The organism is Lentzea indica (genome assembly GCF_012184385.1).
GTDB classification, from domain to species: domain Bacteria; phylum Actinomycetota; class Actinomycetes; order Mycobacteriales; family Pseudonocardiaceae; genus Lentzea; species Lentzea indica.
Genome location: NZ_VSRL01000004.1, coordinates 1 through 20,330 on the forward strand (window position 1 = coordinate 1; position 20,330 = coordinate 20,330).

At 68.8% G+C, this 20,330-nt stretch carries 17 protein-coding genes and 1 pseudogene; 8 read left to right on the plus strand and 10 right to left on the minus strand.

All coding sequences use genetic code 11. From position 1 onward, the window contains the following. Nucleotides 1–382: pseudogene (locus tag FXN61_RS01810) on the plus strand (SAM-dependent methyltransferase); the annotation flags it as partial. Continuing rightward, nucleotides 379–1,425 carry a molybdopterin-dependent oxidoreductase gene (locus tag FXN61_RS01815; RefSeq protein ID WP_312877490.1) on the plus strand — a complete coding sequence of 349 codons (1,047 nt, stop codon included), beginning with the start codon at nt 379–381 and terminating at the stop codon, nt 1,423–1,425. The pseudogene FXN61_RS01810 and the gene FXN61_RS01815, both read left to right, overlap by 4 nt. Nucleotides 1,426–1,751: 326 nt before the next feature. On the opposite strand, the gene FXN61_RS01820 is transcribed toward FXN61_RS01815, so the two are convergent. Then, nucleotides 1,752–2,567: an ABC transporter permease subunit gene (locus FXN61_RS01820; RefSeq protein ID WP_167969582.1), complete on the minus strand. Its 816-nt coding sequence runs from the start codon at nt 2,565–2,567 to the stop codon at nt 1,752–1,754. Further along, nucleotides 2,567–3,427, minus strand: coding sequence for an ABC transporter ATP-binding protein (locus tag FXN61_RS01825; RefSeq protein WP_188134569.1), 861 nt, complete (start codon nt 3,425–3,427; stop codon nt 2,567–2,569). Before FXN61_RS01825 ends, FXN61_RS01820 begins: the two co-directional genes overlap by 1 nt. A gap of 99 nt (nt 3,428–3,526) precedes the next feature. Between FXN61_RS01825 and FXN61_RS50065 the strand changes: the two genes are divergently transcribed. Next, a complete protein-coding gene (locus FXN61_RS50065; RefSeq protein ID WP_188134570.1) occupies nt 3,527–4,591 on the plus strand; it encodes a sensor histidine kinase in 1,065 nt (354 codons plus the stop codon). Further along, nucleotides 4,588–5,232, plus strand: a complete 645-nt coding sequence (locus FXN61_RS01835; RefSeq protein WP_167969584.1) for a response regulator — start codon at nt 4,588–4,590, stop codon at nt 5,230–5,232. Before FXN61_RS50065 ends, FXN61_RS01835 begins: the two co-directional genes overlap by 4 nt. On the opposite strand, the gene FXN61_RS01840 is transcribed toward FXN61_RS01835, so the two are convergent. Both FXN61_RS01840 and FXN61_RS51395 read right to left on the minus strand, forming a co-directional pair. Further along, nucleotides 5,218–5,838, minus strand: a complete 621-nt coding sequence (locus FXN61_RS01840) for a DJ-1/PfpI family protein (RefSeq protein WP_167969585.1) — start codon at nt 5,836–5,838, stop codon at nt 5,218–5,220. The genes FXN61_RS01835 and FXN61_RS01840 overlap by 15 nt on opposite strands. Further along, nucleotides 5,838–6,482, minus strand: coding sequence for a GlxA family transcriptional regulator (locus tag FXN61_RS51395; RefSeq protein ID WP_312877491.1), 645 nt, complete (start codon nt 6,480–6,482; stop codon nt 5,838–5,840). Before FXN61_RS51395 ends, FXN61_RS01840 begins: the two co-directional genes overlap by 1 nt. A gap of 47 nt (nt 6,483–6,529) precedes the next feature. On the opposite strand from FXN61_RS51395, the gene FXN61_RS51400 reads away from it, so the two are divergent. After that, nucleotides 6,530–6,709 (plus strand): hypothetical protein, encoded by a 180-nt coding sequence (locus tag FXN61_RS51400; RefSeq protein ID WP_246290570.1) that lies wholly within the window; start codon nt 6,530–6,532, stop codon nt 6,707–6,709. Nucleotides 6,710–6,882: 173 nt separating this feature from the next. Then, nucleotides 6,883–7,887, plus strand: a complete 1,005-nt coding sequence (locus FXN61_RS01850) for a GDSL-type esterase/lipase family protein (protein ID WP_167969586.1) — start codon at nt 6,883–6,885, stop codon at nt 7,885–7,887. Here FXN61_RS01850 and FXN61_RS01855 read toward each other — a convergent pair. From FXN61_RS01855 to FXN61_RS01870, 4 genes are all read right to left on the minus strand, one after another. Next, complete coding sequence (locus tag FXN61_RS01855; protein ID WP_167969587.1) at nt 7,871–8,671, minus strand: carboxylesterase family protein; 801 nt, start codon at nt 8,669–8,671, stop codon at nt 7,871–7,873. The two genes, FXN61_RS01850 and FXN61_RS01855, sit on opposite strands and share 17 nt — an antisense overlap. A 76-nt stretch (nt 8,672–8,747) precedes the next feature. Then, nucleotides 8,748–11,006, minus strand: coding sequence for a hypothetical protein (locus FXN61_RS50070; protein ID WP_188134571.1), 2,259 nt, complete (start codon nt 11,004–11,006; stop codon nt 8,748–8,750). Between the two features lie 242 nt (nt 11,007–11,248). Continuing rightward, on the minus strand, nt 11,249–11,815 hold the full coding sequence (locus FXN61_RS01865; RefSeq protein WP_167969589.1) for a hypothetical protein: 567 nt from the start codon (nt 11,813–11,815) through the stop codon (nt 11,249–11,251). A 121-nt stretch (nt 11,816–11,936) separates the two neighbouring features. Beyond that, nucleotides 11,937–12,305, minus strand: coding sequence for a YchJ family protein (locus tag FXN61_RS01870; RefSeq protein WP_167969590.1), 369 nt, complete (start codon nt 12,303–12,305; stop codon nt 11,937–11,939). Between the two features lie 95 nt (nt 12,306–12,400). Between FXN61_RS01870 and FXN61_RS01875 the strand changes: the two genes are divergently transcribed. Continuing rightward, nucleotides 12,401–12,952 carry a DivIVA domain-containing protein gene (locus FXN61_RS01875; RefSeq protein WP_167969592.1) on the plus strand — a complete coding sequence of 184 codons (552 nt, stop codon included), beginning with the start codon at nt 12,401–12,403 and terminating at the stop codon, nt 12,950–12,952. Between the two features lie 293 nt (nt 12,953–13,245). Next, a complete protein-coding gene (locus tag FXN61_RS01880) occupies nt 13,246–13,962 on the plus strand; it encodes an MHYT domain-containing protein (protein WP_223165280.1) in 717 nt (238 codons plus the stop codon). A 67-nt stretch (nt 13,963–14,029) separates the two neighbouring features. Here the strand turns inward: FXN61_RS01880 and FXN61_RS01885 are convergent, their stop codons facing one another. Together FXN61_RS01885 and FXN61_RS01890 are read right to left on the minus strand one after the other, a co-directional pair. Then, nucleotides 14,030–17,806, minus strand: coding sequence for a DNA topoisomerase (ATP-hydrolyzing) (locus tag FXN61_RS01885; protein WP_167969594.1), 3,777 nt, complete (start codon nt 17,804–17,806; stop codon nt 14,030–14,032). 22 nt (nt 17,807–17,828) lie between these two features. Next, the gene (locus tag FXN61_RS01890; RefSeq protein ID WP_312877492.1) at nt 17,829–19,880 is read right to left on the minus strand and encodes a DNA gyrase/topoisomerase IV subunit B; all 2,052 of its coding nucleotides are present in this window, start codon (nt 19,878–19,880) and stop codon (nt 17,829–17,831) included. Nucleotides 19,881–20,330: the final 450 nt, after the last annotated feature.

Below are 20,330 nucleotides of genomic sequence, written 5' to 3' on the forward strand. Positions count from 1 at the left end.
CGTCTCCCCCGTCGCGATCCGGCGCACCACCGAACGCGGCGGCATCGCGATCCGTCGCGACGTGTTCGACCTCCTGCCCGGTGAAGGGCGCTGGCACCACGTGCTGCTCGCCGACGGCAACATCGGCATCGGCGGCGACCCCGCCGCACTCCTCCGCCGCATCAGGGAACTCCTTCGCCCCAGCGGAACCGTCGTCGTCGAGGTCGAGCAACCGGGCTCCGGACTGACGATCGGCCAGGCTCGCGTGCGGACGGAAGGCACGCTCGGCAAGTGGTTCCCGTGGGCGTGGAGCGACGCCGAGTCGGTGCCCGCGGACGGGTTCTTCCTGCTGTGGCAGATCGAACGCGCCGGACGCTGGTTCGCGTGCTGGGAGCGGCTGTGAAGACCCCGGCCTTCAAGGCCCCCGCCCACCACACGGGCGTGACCAGCCGGGTCGGCACGTGGCTCGGCATCACGTTCGGGCTGTGCTTCGTCACCGGGCTGCTCAGCCACGGCGTGCAGCACGACTGGCCGTGGCCGACCCGCCCCGTCGACCTCTACCGCGTCACCCAAGGGGTGCACGTGATCTCCGGGGTCGCGTCGATCCCGTTGCTGCTGGCCAAGTTGTGGAGCGTCTACCCGAAGCTGTTCGAGCGGCCGCTGGTCAAGTCGGTGCCGCACGCCCTGGAACGCGGCTCGATCTTCGTGCTGATCGCGGCGTCGTTCTTCGAGCTGGTGACCGGGCTGTTCAACGCGGCGCAGAACTACCCGTGGTCGTTCTACTTCCCCACCGCCCACTACGCGGTGGCGTGGATCGTGATCGGCGCGCTGCTGCTGCACATCGCGGTGAAGATCCCGCTCATCCGGCGCTCCCTCGAACCGGCGTCAACCGAGAAGACCGTGTTGTCCCGCAGGGCTTTCCTGCGCACGACCGCGCTCATCACGGGTGTGGCCGTTGTGGCGACAGCGGGTGTCACGGTGCCGTGGCTGCGCAAGATCTCGGTGCTGGCGTGGCGGTCGGACGGCGACCTGCCGGTGAACCGGACGGCCAAGGCGGCCAACATCGTGGTGCCACCGGACTGGCGGCTGAAGGTCGGCCAGAAGAGCTACTCGCTGGCGGAGCTGAAGGCATTGCCTCAAACAACCGTCGAGCTGCCCATCGCGTGCGTCGAGGGATGGAGCCAGAACGCGACCTGGACCGGCGTTCGGATCTCCGAGCTGGTGAACAGAGGGGACGTGCGGGTCGAGTCGCTGGAGAAGGACGGGCTCTACCGGGCCACCACGTTGCCTGAGGCGTTCGCCCAAGACCCGCTGACGTTGCTGGCACTTCAGCTCAACGGCGAGGAGCTCAGCCTCGACCACGGCTACCCCTGCCGGCTCATCGCGCCGAACCGGCCGGGTGTGTTGCAGACCAAGTGGGTCACGTCGTTGGAGGTGCGGGCATGAGGATCGCTCTCGGCATCGCGGGAGTGGCACTCGCGGCCTGGGGTGCGTGGCTGCTGCTCCCCCAGATCACCGTCGAACTGCTGATCTGGCTCGGCGGCGGCGTTGTACTGCACGACTTCCTGATCGCCCCGCTGGTCGGCGCCTCCGGCCTCGTGATCAAACGAGCGTCGATCGGCATCGGCCTGACAGTCTCCGGAATCATCACGCTCCTCGCGATCCCGTTGCTCTGGCGGGCGAACGACGGGCCGGTCAACCCAGGACTGCACGACCGCGACTACCCCACCGGGGTCGCGGTCGTGCTCGGCCTGACCTGGGCCGCCGTCGCCCTATACGAGGTCGCGGCGCACCTTCAGAAGCGTCGCCGCGCCGAGGAAGAACACCACGTACCCGACGAGGAACAGAGCCGCCGTGGTGCCGCTCAGGTCGTTCAGCACGCCGGGCGCACCGGATCCGCCGACGGCACCGGCCAGGTTCCCGGCGGAGCCACCGGGCAGGACCTTGGTCAGCGACTCGACCGGCCCGAGCAGGGAACCCACTCCCCGCAACAGGTTCTCGGTGACGATCGCCCACATCAGCCCGAGACCGACGGCCAGCGCGGGTCCCTTGGTGACGACGCCGAGGAACACACCGAACCCCGTCCACATCGCGGCGACCAGCAGTGACGCGGCCAGTTGCTCGAACAGAACGGTCCCCGGCAGGCTCCAGTCCCAGCCCTCCAGCGACGCCACCGTGACCGCCGCACCGAAGTTCACGACCAGCGTGAGCGTCACCAGGATGACCACGATGATCGCCAGTGCGCCCAGCGTGCCGGCCATCGCCGAGATCCGGCGCGGACCGGCGGTGAGCGTGGTCTTCCAGGTGCCCCAGCCGTAACCACTGCCGATGGCCAGTGCGGCCAGCACCAGGATGATCGCGCCGCCGAACATCGGCAGGCCGCGCACGACGGCCGCGCCCACGTTCTCCGGCTGCATCGCGCTGATCAACTGCTGCTGCGAGAGGTCACGCGTGTTGGTGCCGCCGTTCAACGCGAGGTAGTTGAACAGGTAGCCGAACGTCAGCGACATCACCAGCCAGACGCCGATCAGCACCCAGGTCGCCGGCCACTTCCACAGTCGCAGCAGCTCCGCTTTGACGCTGCCCATCACGCCACTCCCGTCATCTCGAAGAAGACCTCTTCCAACGTCCGGCGCAGCGGCCGGACCTCCTGCACGTCCACGTCGGCGTGCACCAACGTCCGCACCAACGCACCTGCGTCCGTCTCTCGCACGTGCAGCACGTCGCCGTGCAACGAGCTGCCTTCGATCAGCACGTGCGCCTTCTCGATCGGATCCGCCTTGATCAGCAGCACGGTGTCACCGCGCAGTTGCTCGACCGTGCTCTCGGCGACCAGCTTGCCGTTGGAGATCACGCCGACGCGGTCGCAGATCTCCTCGACCTCGCCGAGCAGGTGGCTCGACAGCAGCACGGTCTGGCCCTGCGCCGCCAGCGCCCGCACCAGGTCGCGCATGTCGGCCATGCCCGCCGGGTCGAGGCCGTTGGTCGGCTCGTCGAGGATCAGCAGTTCTGGCTGACCGAGCAGGGCCGCGGCCACGCCGAGCCGTTGCTTCATGCCGAGCGAGTACCGGCGGAACTTCTCGTTCGCCGCCCCAACGAGATCCACCTGCTCCAGCGCGGCTTCCACGTGCGTCTTGCCCACGCCACGGCGATGAGCGTGGACGCGCAGGTTGTCGCGGCCCGACAGGTACGGGTAGAAGCCCGGCCCTTCGATCAGCGACCCGACCTTGAGCAACGCCTTGGGGGTGCCCGGTGCTTCGCCGAGGACCCTGGCTGTTCCGCTGGTGGGCTTCACGAGCCCCAGCAGCATGCGGATCGTGGTCGTCTTGCCCGCGCCGTTGGGACCGAGGAACCCGTAGACCTCGCCCCGCCGCACGGACAGACTGACCTCGTCCACCACGGCGCGGTCGCCGTAGCGCTTCGTCAGCTTCTCCGTCGTCACGATCATGGGACCAATCGTGTTCCCGTGAACCGATGGGGTCGTCCGCTGCGGAGCGTCATCAAGATACGCACATCTGCGTACGTCTCCGGTCGTATCGTCGGCACCATGCGGTTCAGCTCGGGCAGGATCAAATGGCAGGACGTGGCGTTGACGGTGGCGCTGCTGTTCTTCGGCCTCGCGGGCACGCGGTTCGCCGCACGCCTCCAGACCGGAGTGCCCCTCGACGTGGTCGCCTACCTGCTCATCACCGTGGCGGCCGCGGGCCTGCTGTTCCGCTCGGTCCGTCCGCTGTGGACGTTCGGACTCACCACCATCGCCATCGCGGTCTACCTGGCAATGGCCTACCCGTTCGGGCCGATCCTGATGAGCGGTGTCGCCGCGATGTACGCAGTGGCCGTGTACGCGCGCATCGAATACGCCGCCGTGTGCGCCCTGCTCTACGCGCTGGTGATCCTGCCCTGGTGGAACGGCTCGGTGACGTCGTGGATCACCTGGTCGGCCGGCTGGATCCTGTTGCCCGCCGCCGCCGGCGTGCTGATGAGGTTGCGCCGGCGGTCCGCTGTGGACGCTCGCGAACACGCTGTCGTCTCCGAACGGCTGCGGCTCGCCCAGGAGGTCCACGACGTCGTGGGCCACGGCCTGTCGGTGATCGCGATGCAGGCCGGGGTCGCGTTGTACGTGCTGGACAAGGATCCCGCGAAGGCACGCGCCTCGCTGGAGGCCATCCGCGACACCAGCAAGGAGGCACTCGACGGCCTGCGGTCCGAATTGGACACACTGCGCGGCTCGGCTCCGCTGCGGCCGGCGATCTCGCTCGCCGACATCCCGGCGCTGGCGGGGCGCATGCGGGAAGCCGGGCTCGAGGTCTCGGTCGAGGTGGACGAGGTCGAGCTGCCGGACAACTATCAGCTCGCCGTCTACCGGATCGTGCAGGAGTCGCTGACCAACGTGCTGCGGCACTCCTCCCCCGGAGTCACGGCGTCCGTGAAGGTCTACGCCGTGCGTGGCGAACTCGTCGTCCACGTGACCGACACCGGCACGCCCGGCCCGCACGTCGAGGGCCACGGGATCACGGGCATGCGCTCACGGGCCGAGGCGCTCGGAGGCACGCTCGAAGTCGACGCATCGCACGGCTTCGCGGTGATCGCCCGGATACCGTTGCCGTCATGATTCGCGTGGTGGTGGCCGACGACCAGCCGCTGGTCCGGATGGGACTGCGGACGTTGATCGAGACCGAGGACGGCGTCCAGTTCGCCGGTGAGGCCGCCGACGGCCGCGAGGCGCTGTCGCTGATCCAGTCCACGAAGCCCGACGTGGTGTTCCTCGACATCCGGATGCCGCTGATGGACGGCCTGGAGGTGCTGCGCCGAGTCTCGGCCGATCCCGCTTGCGCGGAGGTCCGGATCGTCATGCTGACGACGTTCGACCTCGACGAGTACGTGTTCGAGGCACTGCGGACGGGCGCGTCCGGGTTCCTGGTGAAGGACTCCGACCCGACCGACCTGCTGCGCGCCGTGCACGTGGTGGCCGACGGCGGCTCGCTGCTCTCACCGTCAGTCACCCGCCGGGTGATCGACAGGTTCGCGTCCGGCGCGTCGGCCAGGCCCGTGCCGCACCTGGACAAGCTGACCGAACGCGAGCGGGAGATCATGCGGCACGTCGCGTCCGGCGCGTCCAACGACGAGATCGCCGCCAGGCTGGTGATCTCGCCCGCGACCGTGCGGACGCACGTGTCACGGGCGATGGTGAAGCTGGGCGCACGCGATCGCGCCCAGCTCGTCGTGTTCGCCGTCCAGTCAGGCCTGACGTGAGTCGAACGCGGCCTTGAGGCCCCGCGCGATCTCCGGCGGGATCGAGTCGTAGGACCGCGGCGGCTGCGGGTCGTACTCGATGCCGACCTGCACCGCCTGCGCCACCATCTCGCCGAACTCGGCCTCGACCAGCCGCAACGCCATGTCGATGCCGGCCGACACGCCCGCGCCGGTGACGACCTTGCCGTCGAACACCACGCGGTCGGTCGACACCTCGACGCCGCGCACCTCCAGGTCCTCTCGGGCGGCCCAGTGCGTCGTCGCCTTCGAGACCAGCCCGGCTTCTGCCAGCAACGTCGACCCGGTGCACACCGACGTCGTCCACTTCGTCGTCCGATGCACCTCCCGCAGCCACTCGACCACGCCGCCGGAGTCCTTCAGCAGCTCCCGCCAGTGCCCGGACCCCGGCACCACCACGATGTCGGTCGACTTCAGCGAGGAGAACGTGTCGGTCGGCATGACGACCAGCCCGCCATCGGACTTCACCGGGTCCAGCGTCGCGGCGACGAACCGCGTCGAGACCACCGGCACGCTGCCGAGCACCTCGAACGGGCCGACGAAGTCGAGCGCGGTCATGTTCGGGTAGAGCACGAACGTGGCTTCCATCAGGCAACCCCAGTTGTCCGGAAACGGGCGCGGTAGCTGCCCGGCGACACGCCGAGCACGCGCAGGAAGGCCCGGCGCAGGGTCTCGGCAGAGCCGAACCCCGAGTCGCGGGCGACGAGGTCCAACGAGTCACCGGTGCTCGCCAGCCGGTCGGCGGCGGCCTCGACACGGGCTCGTTCGACGTATTGCGCGGGCGAGACGCCCACACTGCGCGAGAAGACGCGCGCGAAGTGCCGCACGCTCATCATCGCCTTGCGCGCCATGACCGGCACCGTCCACTCGCGGGCAGGGTCGGCGTGGATGTCGTCGAGCAACGCGCGCAGCGAGCCGTCCGCCACCGGTCGCGCGCGGGTGTGCACGCTGAACTGCGACTGACCGCCCGAGCGCTGCAGGAAGACCACCAGGTACTGCGCGATCCTCCTGGCGAGCGCGGGGCCGTGGTCCTGCTCGACCATGGCCAGCGCGAGGTCGATGCCCGCCGTCACCCCTGCCGACGTGGCCACGTGACCGTCGCAGACGAAGATCGCGTCCGGCTCCACCTCGATGCCGCGTTCGGCGAGCTCGCCGGTGAACGCCCAGTGCGTGGTCGCCTTCTTGCCCTCGAGCAACCCGGCGCCGGCCAGCACCACGGCACCCGTGCACACGCCCGCGACGCGACGCGTACTTCTGCGCCAGCCGCCGCAGGTTCGTCGTGAGCACCGAATCGGCCGCGGCCGCGTCGTACCCCCAGCCGCCGACCACGAGCAACGTGTCGATCGGACGGTCCAGCGTGCGCAGATCGGCCCCGGCCTCGATCCGCACCCCCGCGGTCGCGGTGAACGGTGCTCCCCCGAGCGTGGCGACCGTGACCTCGTACCGCTGTTCGCCGTAGTTCGCTGCCTGGAACACCTCTATCGGTCCCGCCAGATCCAGCAACGCCGTGCGGTCGTAGCCGACCACGACTATTTCCCTCAGATTCCCCACACCTCCACTTTCCTCATGACCCGTCGTGGCGGCAACGCCATATCTGCCTCGCATTCGGCCACCCCCGTAGACTGACGCGCGATGCGCAGAGTCCTGCCCCTCGCGGTGATCGGTCTGCTCGCGATCCTGGTGATCGTGAGCGACCACCCGTTTCCGCCGCCGTCAGACCCGGATCGCGAGTCCAGGACCGCGGTCGTGGCGCTCGGCGACAGCACGATGTCCGGCGAGGGAGCCGGCGACTACGAGCCCGGCACCAACGGCGAAGACGGCGGCAACTGGTGCCACCGTTCGCGCGGGGCGTCGATCATGAAGACCGTGATCGAGGCCGACCAGAAGTTCAACCTGGCGTGCTCCGGCGCAAACTCGGACAAGCTGCGCAACGAGCAGCTGCCCGCACTCCGCAAGATCGCCGGTTCGCACCGGGTCGTCGCGATCGTGGTGGCCGTCGGGGCGAACGACGACCCGCGGTTCTCCGAGATCCTCAACAAGTGCTTCGAGGCGTGGGGCAAGCGCAGCGACTGCACGTCGGCCGCGGCGCCGGAGTGGTCCAAGCGCGTGCGGCGGATGATCCCCAAGGTCGAGAACACGCTCAACGGCATCCGCCAGACCATGCGCGACTCCAACTACCTGGACTCGAGCTACCAGCTGGTCGTGCAGTCCTACGCGGCGCCGGTCACGCCGAAGATGCCCCGTTCGCTGCAGAACCTGTCCGGCTGCCCGTTGCGCACCACCGACCTGGAATGGGTCGTAGAGGAAGCGGTGCCGGAACTCTCGAACGGACTGCGCACCGCCGCCGACAAGGTCAACGCCCGGTTCCTGGACCTCTCCCGCGCCGGTGAGGGCCACGAGGCGTGCGCGGGCGGGCCGGATCCGTCGTCGGAGTGGTTCACCCGGCTGACGGTCGACTGGGACGGCCTGAAGAACGAGAAGCGCTCCTCGCACGCGTTGCAGGAGTCCTTCCACCCGAACGCCCGCGGTCACGAGCAGATCGGCCGGTGCCTCACCGAGTTCCTGGCGACCGACAAGCGCGACGGCGCGTGCGTGCCGCGGCTGGACCGCTCGCTCGGCCTCACGACGGAGAACTGACCCAGCGCTTCAGCTCGCCGGAAGGCCAGCCGGGGTCGCCGTCGCGAGCGAACCTCGCCCACGCCTCCGCGATGTCGCCGCGGAACATGTCCGGCACGTCGGCGCCGTGATGGGCCGGTGTCCTGGCGTAGATCGACCGGAACGCGCGCCCGTGCTCGTCGGCCAGTCGCATCGTCGGCCGCTGGAACAGCTCGGCGTCCTCGTCCGCCGTGTGGCACACCAGCAGATCCACGTCGTACGGGCCTTGCAACGGCGTTCGCGGCAGCGTGTCGCCGTCCACGATCGGCTGATACAGCACGACTCCCGGCTCTGCGGCGCGCTGGACCTCGACGGCTTCCTCTGGCGTGAAGAACCGCCCGGCCAGGCTGTGCGCGATCGCCCGGTGGAACAACCCCTTCGCCGCGGGCATGACCATCAGGCTCGCGACCGTCTGCGCCCCTGACGACTGCCCGGCCACGGTGACGTTCCCGGGATCTCCGCCGTAGCGCGCGATGTTGCGCTGGATCCACCGCAGCGCCGACACGACGTCGAGCAGCCCGCGGTTGTGCGGAATCCCTTCCAGCGCACCGTATCCGTCGACCGCCAGCCGGTAGTTGCAGCTCACGAACACCACACCGTGACCAGCGAGCACGTCACCGGCGTACTCGGGTTGTGCTGACGAGCCGACGGTGTTCGCTCCGCCGTGGATCCAGAGGATCACCGGCGCCGGCCCATCCGCCACGGACCAGACGTTCAGGGTGTGCGCGTCGCCGAACTCGCCGGCCGGCTCGCCGTCGCGGTCCATCGGTGGGTGGAGGCGCAGCGGGCCGATCGGCGGTTCGGCGTACGAGATACCGAGGTGGACGTTCAGGCCTGCACCGTCACCTGGTGCGAGACCGGCAGCACGCGCAGGTTCGCCGCCGCCCGTTCCAGCTGCGAGAGCACGCTCGGCCGCAGCCCCGCGATCTCCTGGTCCGCCGCCGCGCCCGCCATCTCCTGCAGCAGCACCTGCTGCGGGTGATCGCCCTCGGCCTCGGCCACCGCGAGCACGCGGAAGGGCGTGCCGGGCGCGAAGAGCACCCGTTCCTCCGTGGCCACGCGACCCGGTCCGCCACCTCGACCCTGCGGCCGGTGACCGACCACAGCAGGTACTCGGTGGCGCCCTCGATGCGCTGCGCCGGGTTCGCGACGGCGTCCAGCAGACCGTGGTCCACCAGGACGTCGCCGGAGCGGTACCGGCGCGGGCCGGTCGGGCCGCTGGCACCCCACACCGTTGCCACGCCGTTGTGCACGGGCAGGCGGTTCAGGCCAGAGACGATGCACGCGACGTAGGGGCGCAGGCGGCCGAGGCGTCCCATGCGGAGCGTCTCGACGACCATCTCCTCGTCCTGCGACACGCAGGCGAGCAGCGCCGTCAGGTCGGTGACCATGGCCTCGAACGCGGCAGGGTCCTCCTCCGCGTCGGGACGCTGAGCCAGCAGACGGCAGACCGTTGCCGCGTGCACGCCGTAACGCTCGCCGAGAGCGCGGCGGACGGCGTCGCGTTCCACGTCCGAGCTGTTGTGGTCCGGGAGAACCGTCTCGCGTTCGCCGTTGCTCTGCGCCGGAATCTCCCACAGGGCCAGCGGCTGGAGGGGCAACGGGCCGTCCACGCGGAACCGGACGGCGGCCGCGTCGGGGTCCGACGACGGGAACGCGGCCTCGTCAGGATCCTCCAGCGCGTGCGAGGTCACGGCCGCCATCGCGGGACCGGGTTCGATGCTGGCGAACGCGGGCCGCTCCGGCTCGGGCTCGGCGGGGATGACGGGCGTGAAGAAGCCGGAGCCGGTGTCCGCCGAGTCACGCGACGACAGAGCCTGCGAGGCCGCGCTCAAAGCCGATGCGACCTGCGCGGGGCTGCTGGCAGGAGCGGGCGGTGCAGGTGGCGGGGGCGGCGGAGGTGCGGACACCGTGGCGTCGCAGAACACGAGACGCAGCAGCTTGCGCACCTCGGGCTCAAGCCGTTCCACGAGAGCAGCGCCGTGCACCGCGACCGCACCTGGCGTGGTGCGCCCAGGCGTGCCAACGGTCAGACGTGCCCACTCCGGGTCAACGGGCTGAGAACGCACCTCGGCCGCGTTGTACGGCTCGTCGTGCTCGCGCACCCACAGACCTGACGGCACGACTTCGAGCACAACGCCGTCGCCGAGAGAGAACACACCGGGTGAGACCTCGGCGAGCCCCGGCACGGGAGCGCGGTAGCCGGAGACAGCGGGAACGCTCTCGTCCGGCATGCACAGCACTTCGGTCACGAACGGCCGCCACGTCTGCTGCCCGCGCGGGTCGACCGCGATCACCGCGGGCCCGCCGGTACGCAGGTTGCCGACCGGTAGACCGGTGAACATCGCGATCGGCTCGCCGAGCTGATCGGCGACCAGCCGGCCGAGAGCAGTGTCGATGCCGTACGGAACGAGCCGAACGCGCGACCGAGCCGCCTGAGGCAGCGCGGTCAGCAGACGGCACACCTCGTCGGTCGGGATCGCCGACTGGCCGGGGCCACCGACGACGACGGTCAGCACGTTCTCCCGGCAAGGCAGCGCGACGATCGGGCGCGCGTCCTGGGCGGCGGGGTCGAACGGCGGCTGCTGAGCACGCAGCCAGAGTCCGGCGGGAATGGGCTCCGAGACGCCGATCTCGCCCGTCGGCCACGGCGAGTTCGGGTCCATCGCCTCCCACTGCGGCACCGGGAAGCGGCGGCCGAACGGCATCGGTGACGCGTTCGGCTGGAACCGCACCCAGCTGCCGTAGCCCTGGGTGCCCACGACGAACGCGGCACCCGGAACCGTGGTCAGCACTCCGTCCGGGGCCACGACCTCGGCCTGGAGCTGCTCGGCCAGCCACTGCGCCGGCGCCGTCGGGCGCATCGTGCCCGCGTGCGAGACCGCGAGCCGGATGGGCCCGCGACCGCTGAGCGCCGTCACGACGTGCGGCCAGAACGTGCTTTGGTCTCCGCCGGGGAAGTCGACCACGACCACGGTCCGGCCTCTGTCGACCGGAAGCGTGCGCGCGAGGCCCGTAGCCGCCTGGCCAGGGCCTTCAGGTGCGGAAACAACGAGCGTCGCGCCGACGAAGTTCGCCGCGAACGGCGTCCTCTGCGGCAATGGCTCCGGCTGCGGCGCTGCTGCCGGGGGCTGCTCGACGGGGTACAGCTCAGTGTTCTGTGTCGTCGCTGAACTCTGAGTCTGCGTTTGCTGGTCGCCATGGGCGGCGGCACGTCGGCCCATCAAGCGCCTGATCACCTCCGTGCCATCCCGTTCACTCGCCCTTTCGGCTTAATCGGGCAACGGTCGTGCACGCTACCAAGACGCCGCGCACCCGTGTCACCCAGTCGGGTTATTTGGTTTCATCCGATCGAGACCCACACCGCGCGTGCTCGTCCGCACACACCGTGAGGGCCGATGATGGCTGATGCGGAGTAGGCCTTGCGTCCGTCCCGGCCAAGTTCCCACGCAAGGAGCACGTGGTCCACGCCCAGTTCCACCGGCTGCTCCACCTGGGCGACAAAAGTGCCGAGAACGAACGCCGGCCCGCCGTCCGGGGCGACGGGCTGTGCCGACGGGCAGTCGAGCGCCGCCCAGACGACCTCCGGCAGCACGTTCGTGCCGTCGTTCGGCAGCAGGCCGGTGGGCCGCCAGACCCCGGCCCATTCGGCCCTTCCGTCCAGCGGGCCGAGCAGCGCGGCGATGCCGTCCTCACGACCGGGACCGCAACCGAAACACGTCGGGAACGGGTGCTTGTCGCGCCACGGCACCTTCGCGGCGGCCTTCCGCGCCTCGTCGAGCGTGGGAACAGCGGGAACGTCGAGGTCGAGCACGGCGGGCTCGGCGGACGCGATCACGGTGTGCTCGCCATCAGGGTCGCCGTCGAGCAGCTGACCGTCGCGGACCTCCATCTCGCGATCCAGCGGCACGGGTTTGCGCAATCGGACACTGACCGCCGGCGAGTCGACGTGCGCCGCGAGCAGGCCGGCCGAGTAACCGCCGTTGCCATCCCCGGCGGGCCGTTGAACCGGCTCTCGACCTTCACGGTGCTCACGACTGCGCCTCCACGTAAACCCACTGGCCGTTCTCCCTGACAAACCTGCTGCGCTCGTGCACGACGCCCCCGACATAGTGCGCCCGGAACTCCACAACGCCCTCGTTCTGAAGCAGTCCGCCGTTTTCAGTTGCCAGTATTTCGAGCTTCAGCCAGCGGTCGGAGGCGTCGACTCCCGCGCTCGCTGGGCGGTGTTTCGAGGCCCACGTGCGCAACAGGTAGTCCTCATCGGACACCGCGAAAGCGCTGTAGCGCGAACGCATCAGCTGCTCGGCGGTGGCCGCGGTACGGGCACCGGAGTGCAGCGCACCGCAACAGTCCACATAGGACCGACCGGTACCACAGGGGCACAGTTTGTTGTTCACGCACACATTGTGCCTGGTGAACCCGTTAGAACCGATGCCGCACCACGTACGTACACCCAGTCAAGACTGACTCGCGGGAGGCAGAGGAGACGGCAGTGAGTGTCGACAGCAGGACTGAGCTCGTACCGCTACGCACGTGGTTCGGGCTGCGGTGGCGCGGCTACGACCGCGACGAGGTGGACGACTACGTCGCGGAGCTGGAGGCCGAGCTGCGCTTGGTCACCGCGGACCGCGACGCGTCAGAAGCCCGTGCCGAAGCCCTGGCCAGCAGGTTGATCGCGGTCCAGGAGGAGAACGCCGCCCTGCAGGACGGCCTGCACCGCATCTGCCTGACCCCGATCGACCTGAAGGGCCTGCCGGAACGGCTCGCCCGCATGGTCGCCCTGGCCGAGGAAGAACGCCGGGAGGTCATCAGGGACGCCCAGCTCAAGGCCTTGATGATCGTCGGCGAGGCGGAGCAACGCGCCCGCAAGCTCGACGAGGAGGCCGCGGACAAGCGCGAGTCGATCCGCGAGGACTTCCGGCTCGCCATGTCCGCCCGTCGCGCCGAGGCCATGCGCGCCCTGGCGGAGCTGCGCAGTGTCGCCCTGGACGAAGCGGAACGCATTATCGCAGAAGCGAGGGTGCGTGGCGCAGGAATCGACTAGACAATTCCCCGGACTCACCTGACAGATCGTCCGATTCGGCGGTGAAGGCCGGGCTGGAACTCCCGAAAAATCCAGCCCGTCTTTTGCCGTACGAACGTGCTCGGTGCGTTGCGACGCATGACCTATTCGATTCTCTTATCGCCGCTTGGTGCTATCGAGTGAATGCCACCGGCGACCGTCCACAAAGGTCTTGCACCCATAGATTTGAAATGTTTTCATCTCGTATGGATATGGGGACGTTCACACCGATCACGGCGTATCTCGTTGCATGCCTTGGCTCCGCCCTCGGCCTTTTGTCCAGCGAGCGCGCACGAAATTCGATCGGCGCGTCACGCAACTGGTGGCTGACGGTGGCCGCGGTGTCGATCGGCGGGCTCGGCATCTGGGGCATGCATTTCACCGCGATGCTCGGCACGTGGATGGGTGCGAACGTCGCCTACGACATCCCCACCACATTGCTGAGCATGGTGGTCGCCATCGTGGTCGTCGGCATTGGACTGTTCCTGGTCCTCCGGCAGGGCGACAGCGACGACGAGCGCATCTGGCCACTCGCGGCAGGCGGACTCGTCACCGGCGTCGGCGTCGCCGCGATGCATTACACCGGCATGTCGGCAATCGTGATCAGCGCCGAGGTCACCTACGACCCCGTCACCGTGGTGCTCTCCGTCGTGATCGCCGTGGTCGCCGCGACCGCCGCACTGTGGTTCACGACGAAGGTCAGCGGCCCGCTCGCCGTCCTCTGCGCCTCCCTGGTGATGGGATTCGCCGTCACCGGCATGCACTACACCGGCATGCACGCCATGAACATCACGGTCAACCAGCGCGCCTCGGTCATCGTGGGCAACTCGGAGGACCTGATCACGAGTCTGATCATCGGCAGTGCCGGGTTCAGCGTGATCATCGTCTTCCTGCTCGCACTCACGTCCTCCGACGAGGAGCGACGTGAAGAAGCCGAAGTGCTCGACCGCGTCCTGCGAAGGACCGAGTCACGGTGGCACAGCCGAGGCTGAACGACACCGTCCGGTTGCGCCGGCGAGAGAGTCAGCTGATCCCTGGCCGGCGCCGAACCAGCCGGACTCAGTCCCGTTCGATCAGGTGCCCGATCACGTCAGGGCCCGGATGCGCGTGACCGGATCCGTCGCGCCGCGGATCGATGTCCGGCAACTCGACCGGAGTGCCCTTGTCGTCCGCACCCGCCGGCCTGCTGCCGATCCACGCCAGCACCAGGTGCGACTCGCCCTTGAGGAACCGCTGCGACCGCACACCGCCCGTGGCGCGCCCCTTCGCCGGATACTCGCTGAACGGCGTGACCTTGACGCTCTGCCCGGACGAGGTGACGACCATCGGCTCGCCGTGCTCGTCGTCGTCCGTGCGGATCGCACCGAAGAACACCACGTACGCGTCACCGCTCAGGTTGATGCCCGCCATGCCGCCGCCCTTCAGCCCCTGCGGCCGCACCAGCTTCGCGTCGTAGCGCAGCAGCGACGAGTCCGAGCTGACGAACGCGAGCGTCTCACTGCCGTCCGTGAGCCAGGTCGCGCCGACGATCTCGTCGCCGTCCTTGAGCGTGATGACCTCGAACTCGTCCGACCGCACCGGCCACTCCGGCACGCACACCTTGACCGCGCCGAACTTCGTGCCGAGCGCGATGCCGGGAGAGTCCTTCGGGTCGAGCGGCGCGATGCCGACGACCTTCTCGCCCTTCTCCAGCGGTACGAGCTCGCTCGCCGCCATGCCACCCCTGAGGCTCACGGTCCCGCTCTGTTCAGGCAGTACCGGCAACGGCAGCACGTCGGTCTTGAACGCCCGGCCGAGGTTCGTGATCAGCACGACCTGGCCGCGTGCCGTGGAGTGGACCGTCGCGGCGACGGCGTCGTGCTTCACCCTGCCAGCCCGCCGCTTGCCCTCGGACACCTCCTCCGACTCGGCCGCGGTGCGCGCGACGAGCCCGGTGGCGCTGAGGATGACCTGACACGGGTCGTCCGTGACCTCCAGCGGCCCGGCGGGCTTGGACGCCGCCAGCACCTCTTTGAGGTCACCGTCGATGAGGCTGGTCCTGCGCTCGCCGCCGAGGTCCTTCGCGACGGCGGCCAGCTCGGTCGAGACGAGCTTGCGCAGCACACCCTCGTCGTCCAGGATCGCGCTCAGCTCCGCGATCTCCTGGTTGAGCTTGTCCTGCTCGTTCTCGAGCTCGAGCTTGTCGTACTTGGTGAGGCGGCGCAGCGGCGTGTCGAGGATGTAGGACGCCTGGATCTCCGACAGCTTGAACTGCTTCATCAGGCCGTCCTTGGCGGCAGCGGCGTTCTCGCTGCCCCGGATCAGCTTGATGACCTTGTCGATGTCGAGCAGCGCCAGAAGCAGACCCTCGACCAGGTGCAACCGCTCCTCGCGCTTGCGGCGGCGGAACTTCGTGCGCCGCGTGACGACCTCGTAGCGGTGCTTGAGGAAGACCTCCAGCAGCTCCTTGAGACCGAGCGTCTGCGGCTGCCCGTCGACCAGCACCAGGTTGTTGATGCCGAACGACTGCTCCATCGGCGTCAACCGGTACAGGTCGGCGAGCAACGCCTGCGGGTTCACACCCACCTTGCACTCGATGACCAGCCGGATGCCGTTCTCGCGGTCCGTGAGGTCCTTGACGTCCGCGATGCCGGTGAGGCGCTTGGACTTGTTCACCTCGTCGGTGATCTTCTCGACGATCCGCTCCGAACCGACGCCGTACGGCAGCTCCGTGACGGTGATGGCCTGCCGGCCGCGGGATCCCTCCAGCGGCCCGATCTCGACCTTCGCGCGCATCCGGACGACGCCGCGGCCGGTCTCGTAGGCCTTCCTGACCTCGTCGAGGCCGAGCAGAATGCCGCCGGTCGGCAGGTCGGGCCCCGGCACGAACTCCATCAGCTTGTCGAGGCTCGCCTCGGGGTGCGTGATCAGCCACCGCGCCGCCCCGATCACCTCGCGGAGGTTGTGCGGGATCATGTTCGTTGCCATGCCGACCGCGATGCCGGACGTGCCGTTGACCAGCAGGTTCGGGAACGCCGCCGGCAGCACCACCGGCTCCTGCAGCGAGCCGTCGTAGTTCGGCCGGAAGTCGACCGTCTCCTCGTTCAGCTCGCTGACCAGCTGCATCGCGACCGGCGACATGCGGCACTCGGTGTACCGGCTCGCCGCAGGGCCGTCGTCAGGGCTGCCGAAGTTGCCGTGACCGTCGATCAGCGGCTCGTTGAGGCTGAAGTCCTGCGCGAGGCGGACCAACGCGTCGTAGATCGCCGTGTCACCGTGCGGGTGGTACTTGCCCATGCAGTTGTGCACGACCTGGCCGTCGACGACGAACGCGTGTTCGTCCGTCGCGACCTGGATGTCGTAGGTCGTGTCCGGCGCGACCGGCTCGACCGACGTCACTTCGAGGAAGCTGAAGCCGGACAAGGCTTCCAGGCGTGCGGCCAGCGGCGAACCGATCCGGCGCAGCTTCTCGACCCAGCCTTGTTCCTGAGCCCGCCACAGCGGGAAGGAACGCTCGGCGAGCGTCTTGCCGTGCCGGTTCTTGCCGTACCGGACATCCATTCCCAGCGACGCGCGGAAGGCCACGCCGTCGGTGTCACGGAACCAGCCGCCACCCTGGTGTGCCGCGGAGAACTCCGCCATCACCGGTGCGCACGGAAGCCGGTCGTTGCCCTGCTTGCCGCCGTAGCGGTAGCCGATGGACAGCACCTGACGCAGGCCGTCCTGCTTGTAACCGATCTTCGTCCACGGCAGCAGAGCGAGCGCGAGGGTGGCGGCGTCACGGCCCGAGATCGACAGGCCCAGCAGGGTCTTGTGCCCGGTCTTGCTGACGCGTGACCAGTGGTGTCCGTGGATGCCGGAGTCCGCCAGCATGCCGTGCAGCTGACCGATGAGCCGCGGACTCGTGCTGACCAGCACGATCTCACGGTTCTGCTTGCGCACGTACCCGTCGCCGTCGAAGAACCCGGCGATGAACGGCGCCCACGCGGACCGATCGGCCAGCACGCTCGGCGGCACGACCTTCTGGTCGCTGCGCGGCGTCGCGACCTCCAGCAACGCCTCGTGGCGCGCGAAGGTGAGGATGTGCTGGTCCTTGTGCTTCGGGTTCTTCGCGACGCGTTTTCCACGCGAGACGTCGACCCCGTTGAGGATCGCCCACCCGTGCGCCACGTCGAGCGGCTCGACGTCGCACATGTGGATGCGCACCCGTCCATCGGCGGCACGCTTGCGGTCGACGGCGAACCCCTCGGCAACGATCAGACCCTGCACGTAGGCTCCGACATCAACGGCATCCGACGGAAGCACCGCCTGCCGGTCCGCGCCGTACGCGATCGTCCGTCGGCCGGCCAGGTCCGTCGCCGCGGTCCAGCCGATCGAGAGGTCGGACTCGACGGTCCGGAACCGCTGCCCCGGCGTGACGAGCATCGTGCGGCCGTTCGACCAGGTGACTCGCACGAGGTCGGAAACCGGGTTCTCGTACACCTCGCTCACCCGCACCGGCGTGCCGTGGCCGTCGAGCACGAGATCACCGATCTCGATCTCCTCGATCGGCCGCAGCCCCTCCGGTGTGGAGACGAGGGCGCCCTTCACGAAGCAGTCGCCGACCACACGCGACGACTTCACGTACGCGTGGTTCGGCCGGTACCCCTGCTCGTGCATCGAGAAGAGGATGCGGCGGTGCACCGGCTTGAGGCCGTCCCGCGCGTCCGGCAGAGCCCGCGAGTGGATGACCGAGTACGCGTACTCCAGGTACGAGTCCTCGATCTCCGTCTTCAGCGAGTTGTCGAGCACCTGGGCGCCGGCCCGGTCGAACGCGGCGGGGTCGACCTTGGTCGTGGGTCCCTTGCGGCGTGCCATGACTGTCGTTGCTCTTTCTGTCTCAGAGGTCGATGGCCGACTGGTCGACCCGTGCGGCGGACTCGACGAGCCAGTTGCGGCGCGGCTCGACCTTCTCACCCATCAGCAGCTCGAGCGCGTTCTCGGCGGCGTCGACGTCGTCCATGGTGATGCGGCGGACCGAGCGCGTGGACGGGTTCATCGTGGTCTCCCACAACTCGTCCGCGTCCATCTCACCGAGACCCTTGAACCGCGGCACCGGCGTGACGACCTGCTTGCCCGCCTTCTCCAGCTTCGCGACGGTCTGCTCCATCTGGCGCTGGGTGAAGGTGAAGTGGGTCTCCGGGTTACGGCCTCGGGTCATCACCTTGTGCAACGGCGGCATCGCGGCGTACAAGCGCCCGTCCTCGATCACCGGCCGCATGTACTTGGCGAACAACGTGATCAGCAACGTCCGGATGTGGCTGCCGTCGACGTCCGCGTCGGCCATCAGGATCACCCGGCCGTACCGCATCTGCGAGATGTCGAACGTGCGGCCGGTGCCGGCGCCCAGCACCTGGACGATGGAAGCGATCTCAGCGTTGCGCAGCGTGTCGGCGAGCGAGGCCTTCTGGACGTTGAGAATCTTGCCGCGCAACGGAAGCAGCGCCTGGTACTCGGAGACGCGCGCCATACGAGCCGAGCCGAGTGCGCTGTCGCCTTCCACGAGAAAAAGTTCGCTACGCGAAACACCTGTCGTGCGGCAGTCGACCAGCTTGGCCGGCATCGCCGCACCCTCAAGCGCGGTCTTGCGCCGAGCAGCGTCCTTCTGCTGTTTCTGCGTCAGCCGGACGCGCGAGGCGTCGACGACCTTCTGCAGCACGGTCTTGGCCTCGACCTTGGTCTTGCGGTCCTCGGTCCACGCGCGGATCTGCTGGTCGACGATGCCCTGCAGCACCTTGGTGATGCCGGCGGTCGACAGCTCGTCCTTGGTCTGCGAGGTGAACTGCGGCTCGGGGATGCGGACGTGGATGACGGCGGTCATGCCCTCCAGCACGTCGTCCAGGGTCGGCATCTCCTCCTTGGGCTTCAACAGCCCGCGGGTCTTGGAGATGGCGTCCTGCACGGACTTCAGCACCGCGCGGTCGAAGCCGCGGCGGTGGGTACCGCCGTGCATGTTGCGGATGGTGTTGGTGAAGCACTCGACGGTGCGCTCGTAGCCGGTGCCCCAGCGCAGTGCCACCTCGACCTCGGCCTGACGCTCCACTTTGGACCGCATCACGCCGTTCTCGTCGGCGGCGTTCTCGAAGTAGGTGCCGGTACCGGTGATCACCAAGGTCCCCGAGACGGCCCGGTCGCCGGACGGCGCGAGGAACTCCACCATGTCGGTCAGGCCGTGGGGGTAGTGGAAGACCTCTTCGGAGATCGAGTCTTCCAGCGCGGTCTTCAGAACATAGGTCACGCCGGGCACGAGGAACGCCGTGTTGCGCATCTTCATGCGGACGGCTTCCACGTCCAGGGCGGCGTTGTTCTCGAAGTAGCGGGCGTCGTACCAGTAGCGGATCGAGGTGCCGGTCGACTCGTTGCGCTTCATCTTGCCGACGACGTTCAACCCGCCCTGGCGCGTGAACTTCGCCTTGGGGCCGGGGCCGTCGAAGACGCCGGGAACGCCGTGGGCGAACGACATCTCGTGCACCTTGCCGCCACGCCGCACCGTGACGTCGAAACGGTGTGAGAGTGCGTTGACCGCGGACGCGCCGACGCCGTGCAGGCCGCCGGAGGTCTTGTAGCCGGAGCCGCCGAACTTGCCGCCGGCGTGCAGCTTGGTGAGGACGAGCTCCACACCGGACAGACCGGACTTCGCGTGCACGTCGGTCGGGATGCCCCTGCCGTTGTCGTCGACCTGAACGCTGCCGTCGGCGTGCAGTGTGACCACGACCTTCGAGGCGTGGCCCGCCACACCCTCGTCGGTCGAGTTGTCGACGATCTCGCTGAAGAGGTGGTTGATGCCCCGGCTGTCGGTCGACCCGATGTACATGCCGGGCCGCTTGCGGACGGCCTCCAGACCCTCGAGATGCGTAAGGTCGTCGGCCCCGTACAGGGTCTCTGCGGTCACGGGTATTTCTCCCAGGTCGTGTGCGGACTGCCAGCAGGGTATCCGTACACACCGACAATTATTTGCAGGATGCCCGTCGTGGCGGCCGTCACGGCACGTGAATCTCACCGGGAACGGTTGCCGAACGCGCTGGAGTCCTGGTCCAGTGACCGCGCAGGGCCCTGCTGACCAGCGGCGGCGTCCGGAAACCGCCGAAACGGGCACGCAGAGCGACCGGCGGGCGATGTCGTGCCGGCCGGCGGCGAGTTGGCGAAACTCACGCACGCGTCGGGGCAGCCGTGCGCCCGTTCGACCGTGAACGACCCCGTGGACCTGCCAGGGGCCACCCGCGCATCTGTCCGTTGTGGACAGTCGGAGCCCCGACGGACCGGCGTGCCCGAGGTTGCGCGCGTGACCTGGTCGAGACCTTCCCGAGACGGACCCGTGAACCGCGATCGACACCTGCACGTA

Excerpts from the sequence above, each read along its gene's own strand:
- FXN61_RS01820 (WP_167969582.1), bottom strand. The coding sequence starts at position 2,567 with ATGGGCAGCGTCAAAGCGGAGCTGCTGCGACTGTGGAAGTGGCCGGCG.
- FXN61_RS01825 (WP_188134569.1), bottom strand. The coding sequence starts at position 3,427 with ATGATCGTGACGACGGAGAAGCTGACGAAGCGCTACGGCGACCGCGCC.
- FXN61_RS50065 (WP_188134570.1), top strand. The coding sequence starts at position 3,527 with ATGCGGTTCAGCTCGGGCAGGATCAAATGGCAGGACGTGGCGTTGACG.
- FXN61_RS01835 (WP_167969584.1), top strand. The coding sequence starts at position 4,588 with ATGATTCGCGTGGTGGTGGCCGACGACCAGCCGCTGGTCCGGATGGGA.
- FXN61_RS01840 (WP_167969585.1), bottom strand. The coding sequence starts at position 5,838 with ATGGAAGCCACGTTCGTGCTCTACCCGAACATGACCGCGCTCGACTTC.
- FXN61_RS01850 (WP_167969586.1), top strand. The coding sequence starts at position 6,883 with ATGCGCAGAGTCCTGCCCCTCGCGGTGATCGGTCTGCTCGCGATCCTG.
- FXN61_RS01855 (WP_167969587.1), bottom strand. The coding sequence starts at position 8,671 with ATGGACCGCGACGGCGAGCCGGCCGGCGAGTTCGGCGACGCGCACACC.
- FXN61_RS01885 (WP_167969594.1), bottom strand. The coding sequence starts at position 17,806 with ATGGCACGCCGCAAGGGACCCACGACCAAGGTCGACCCCGCCGCGTTC.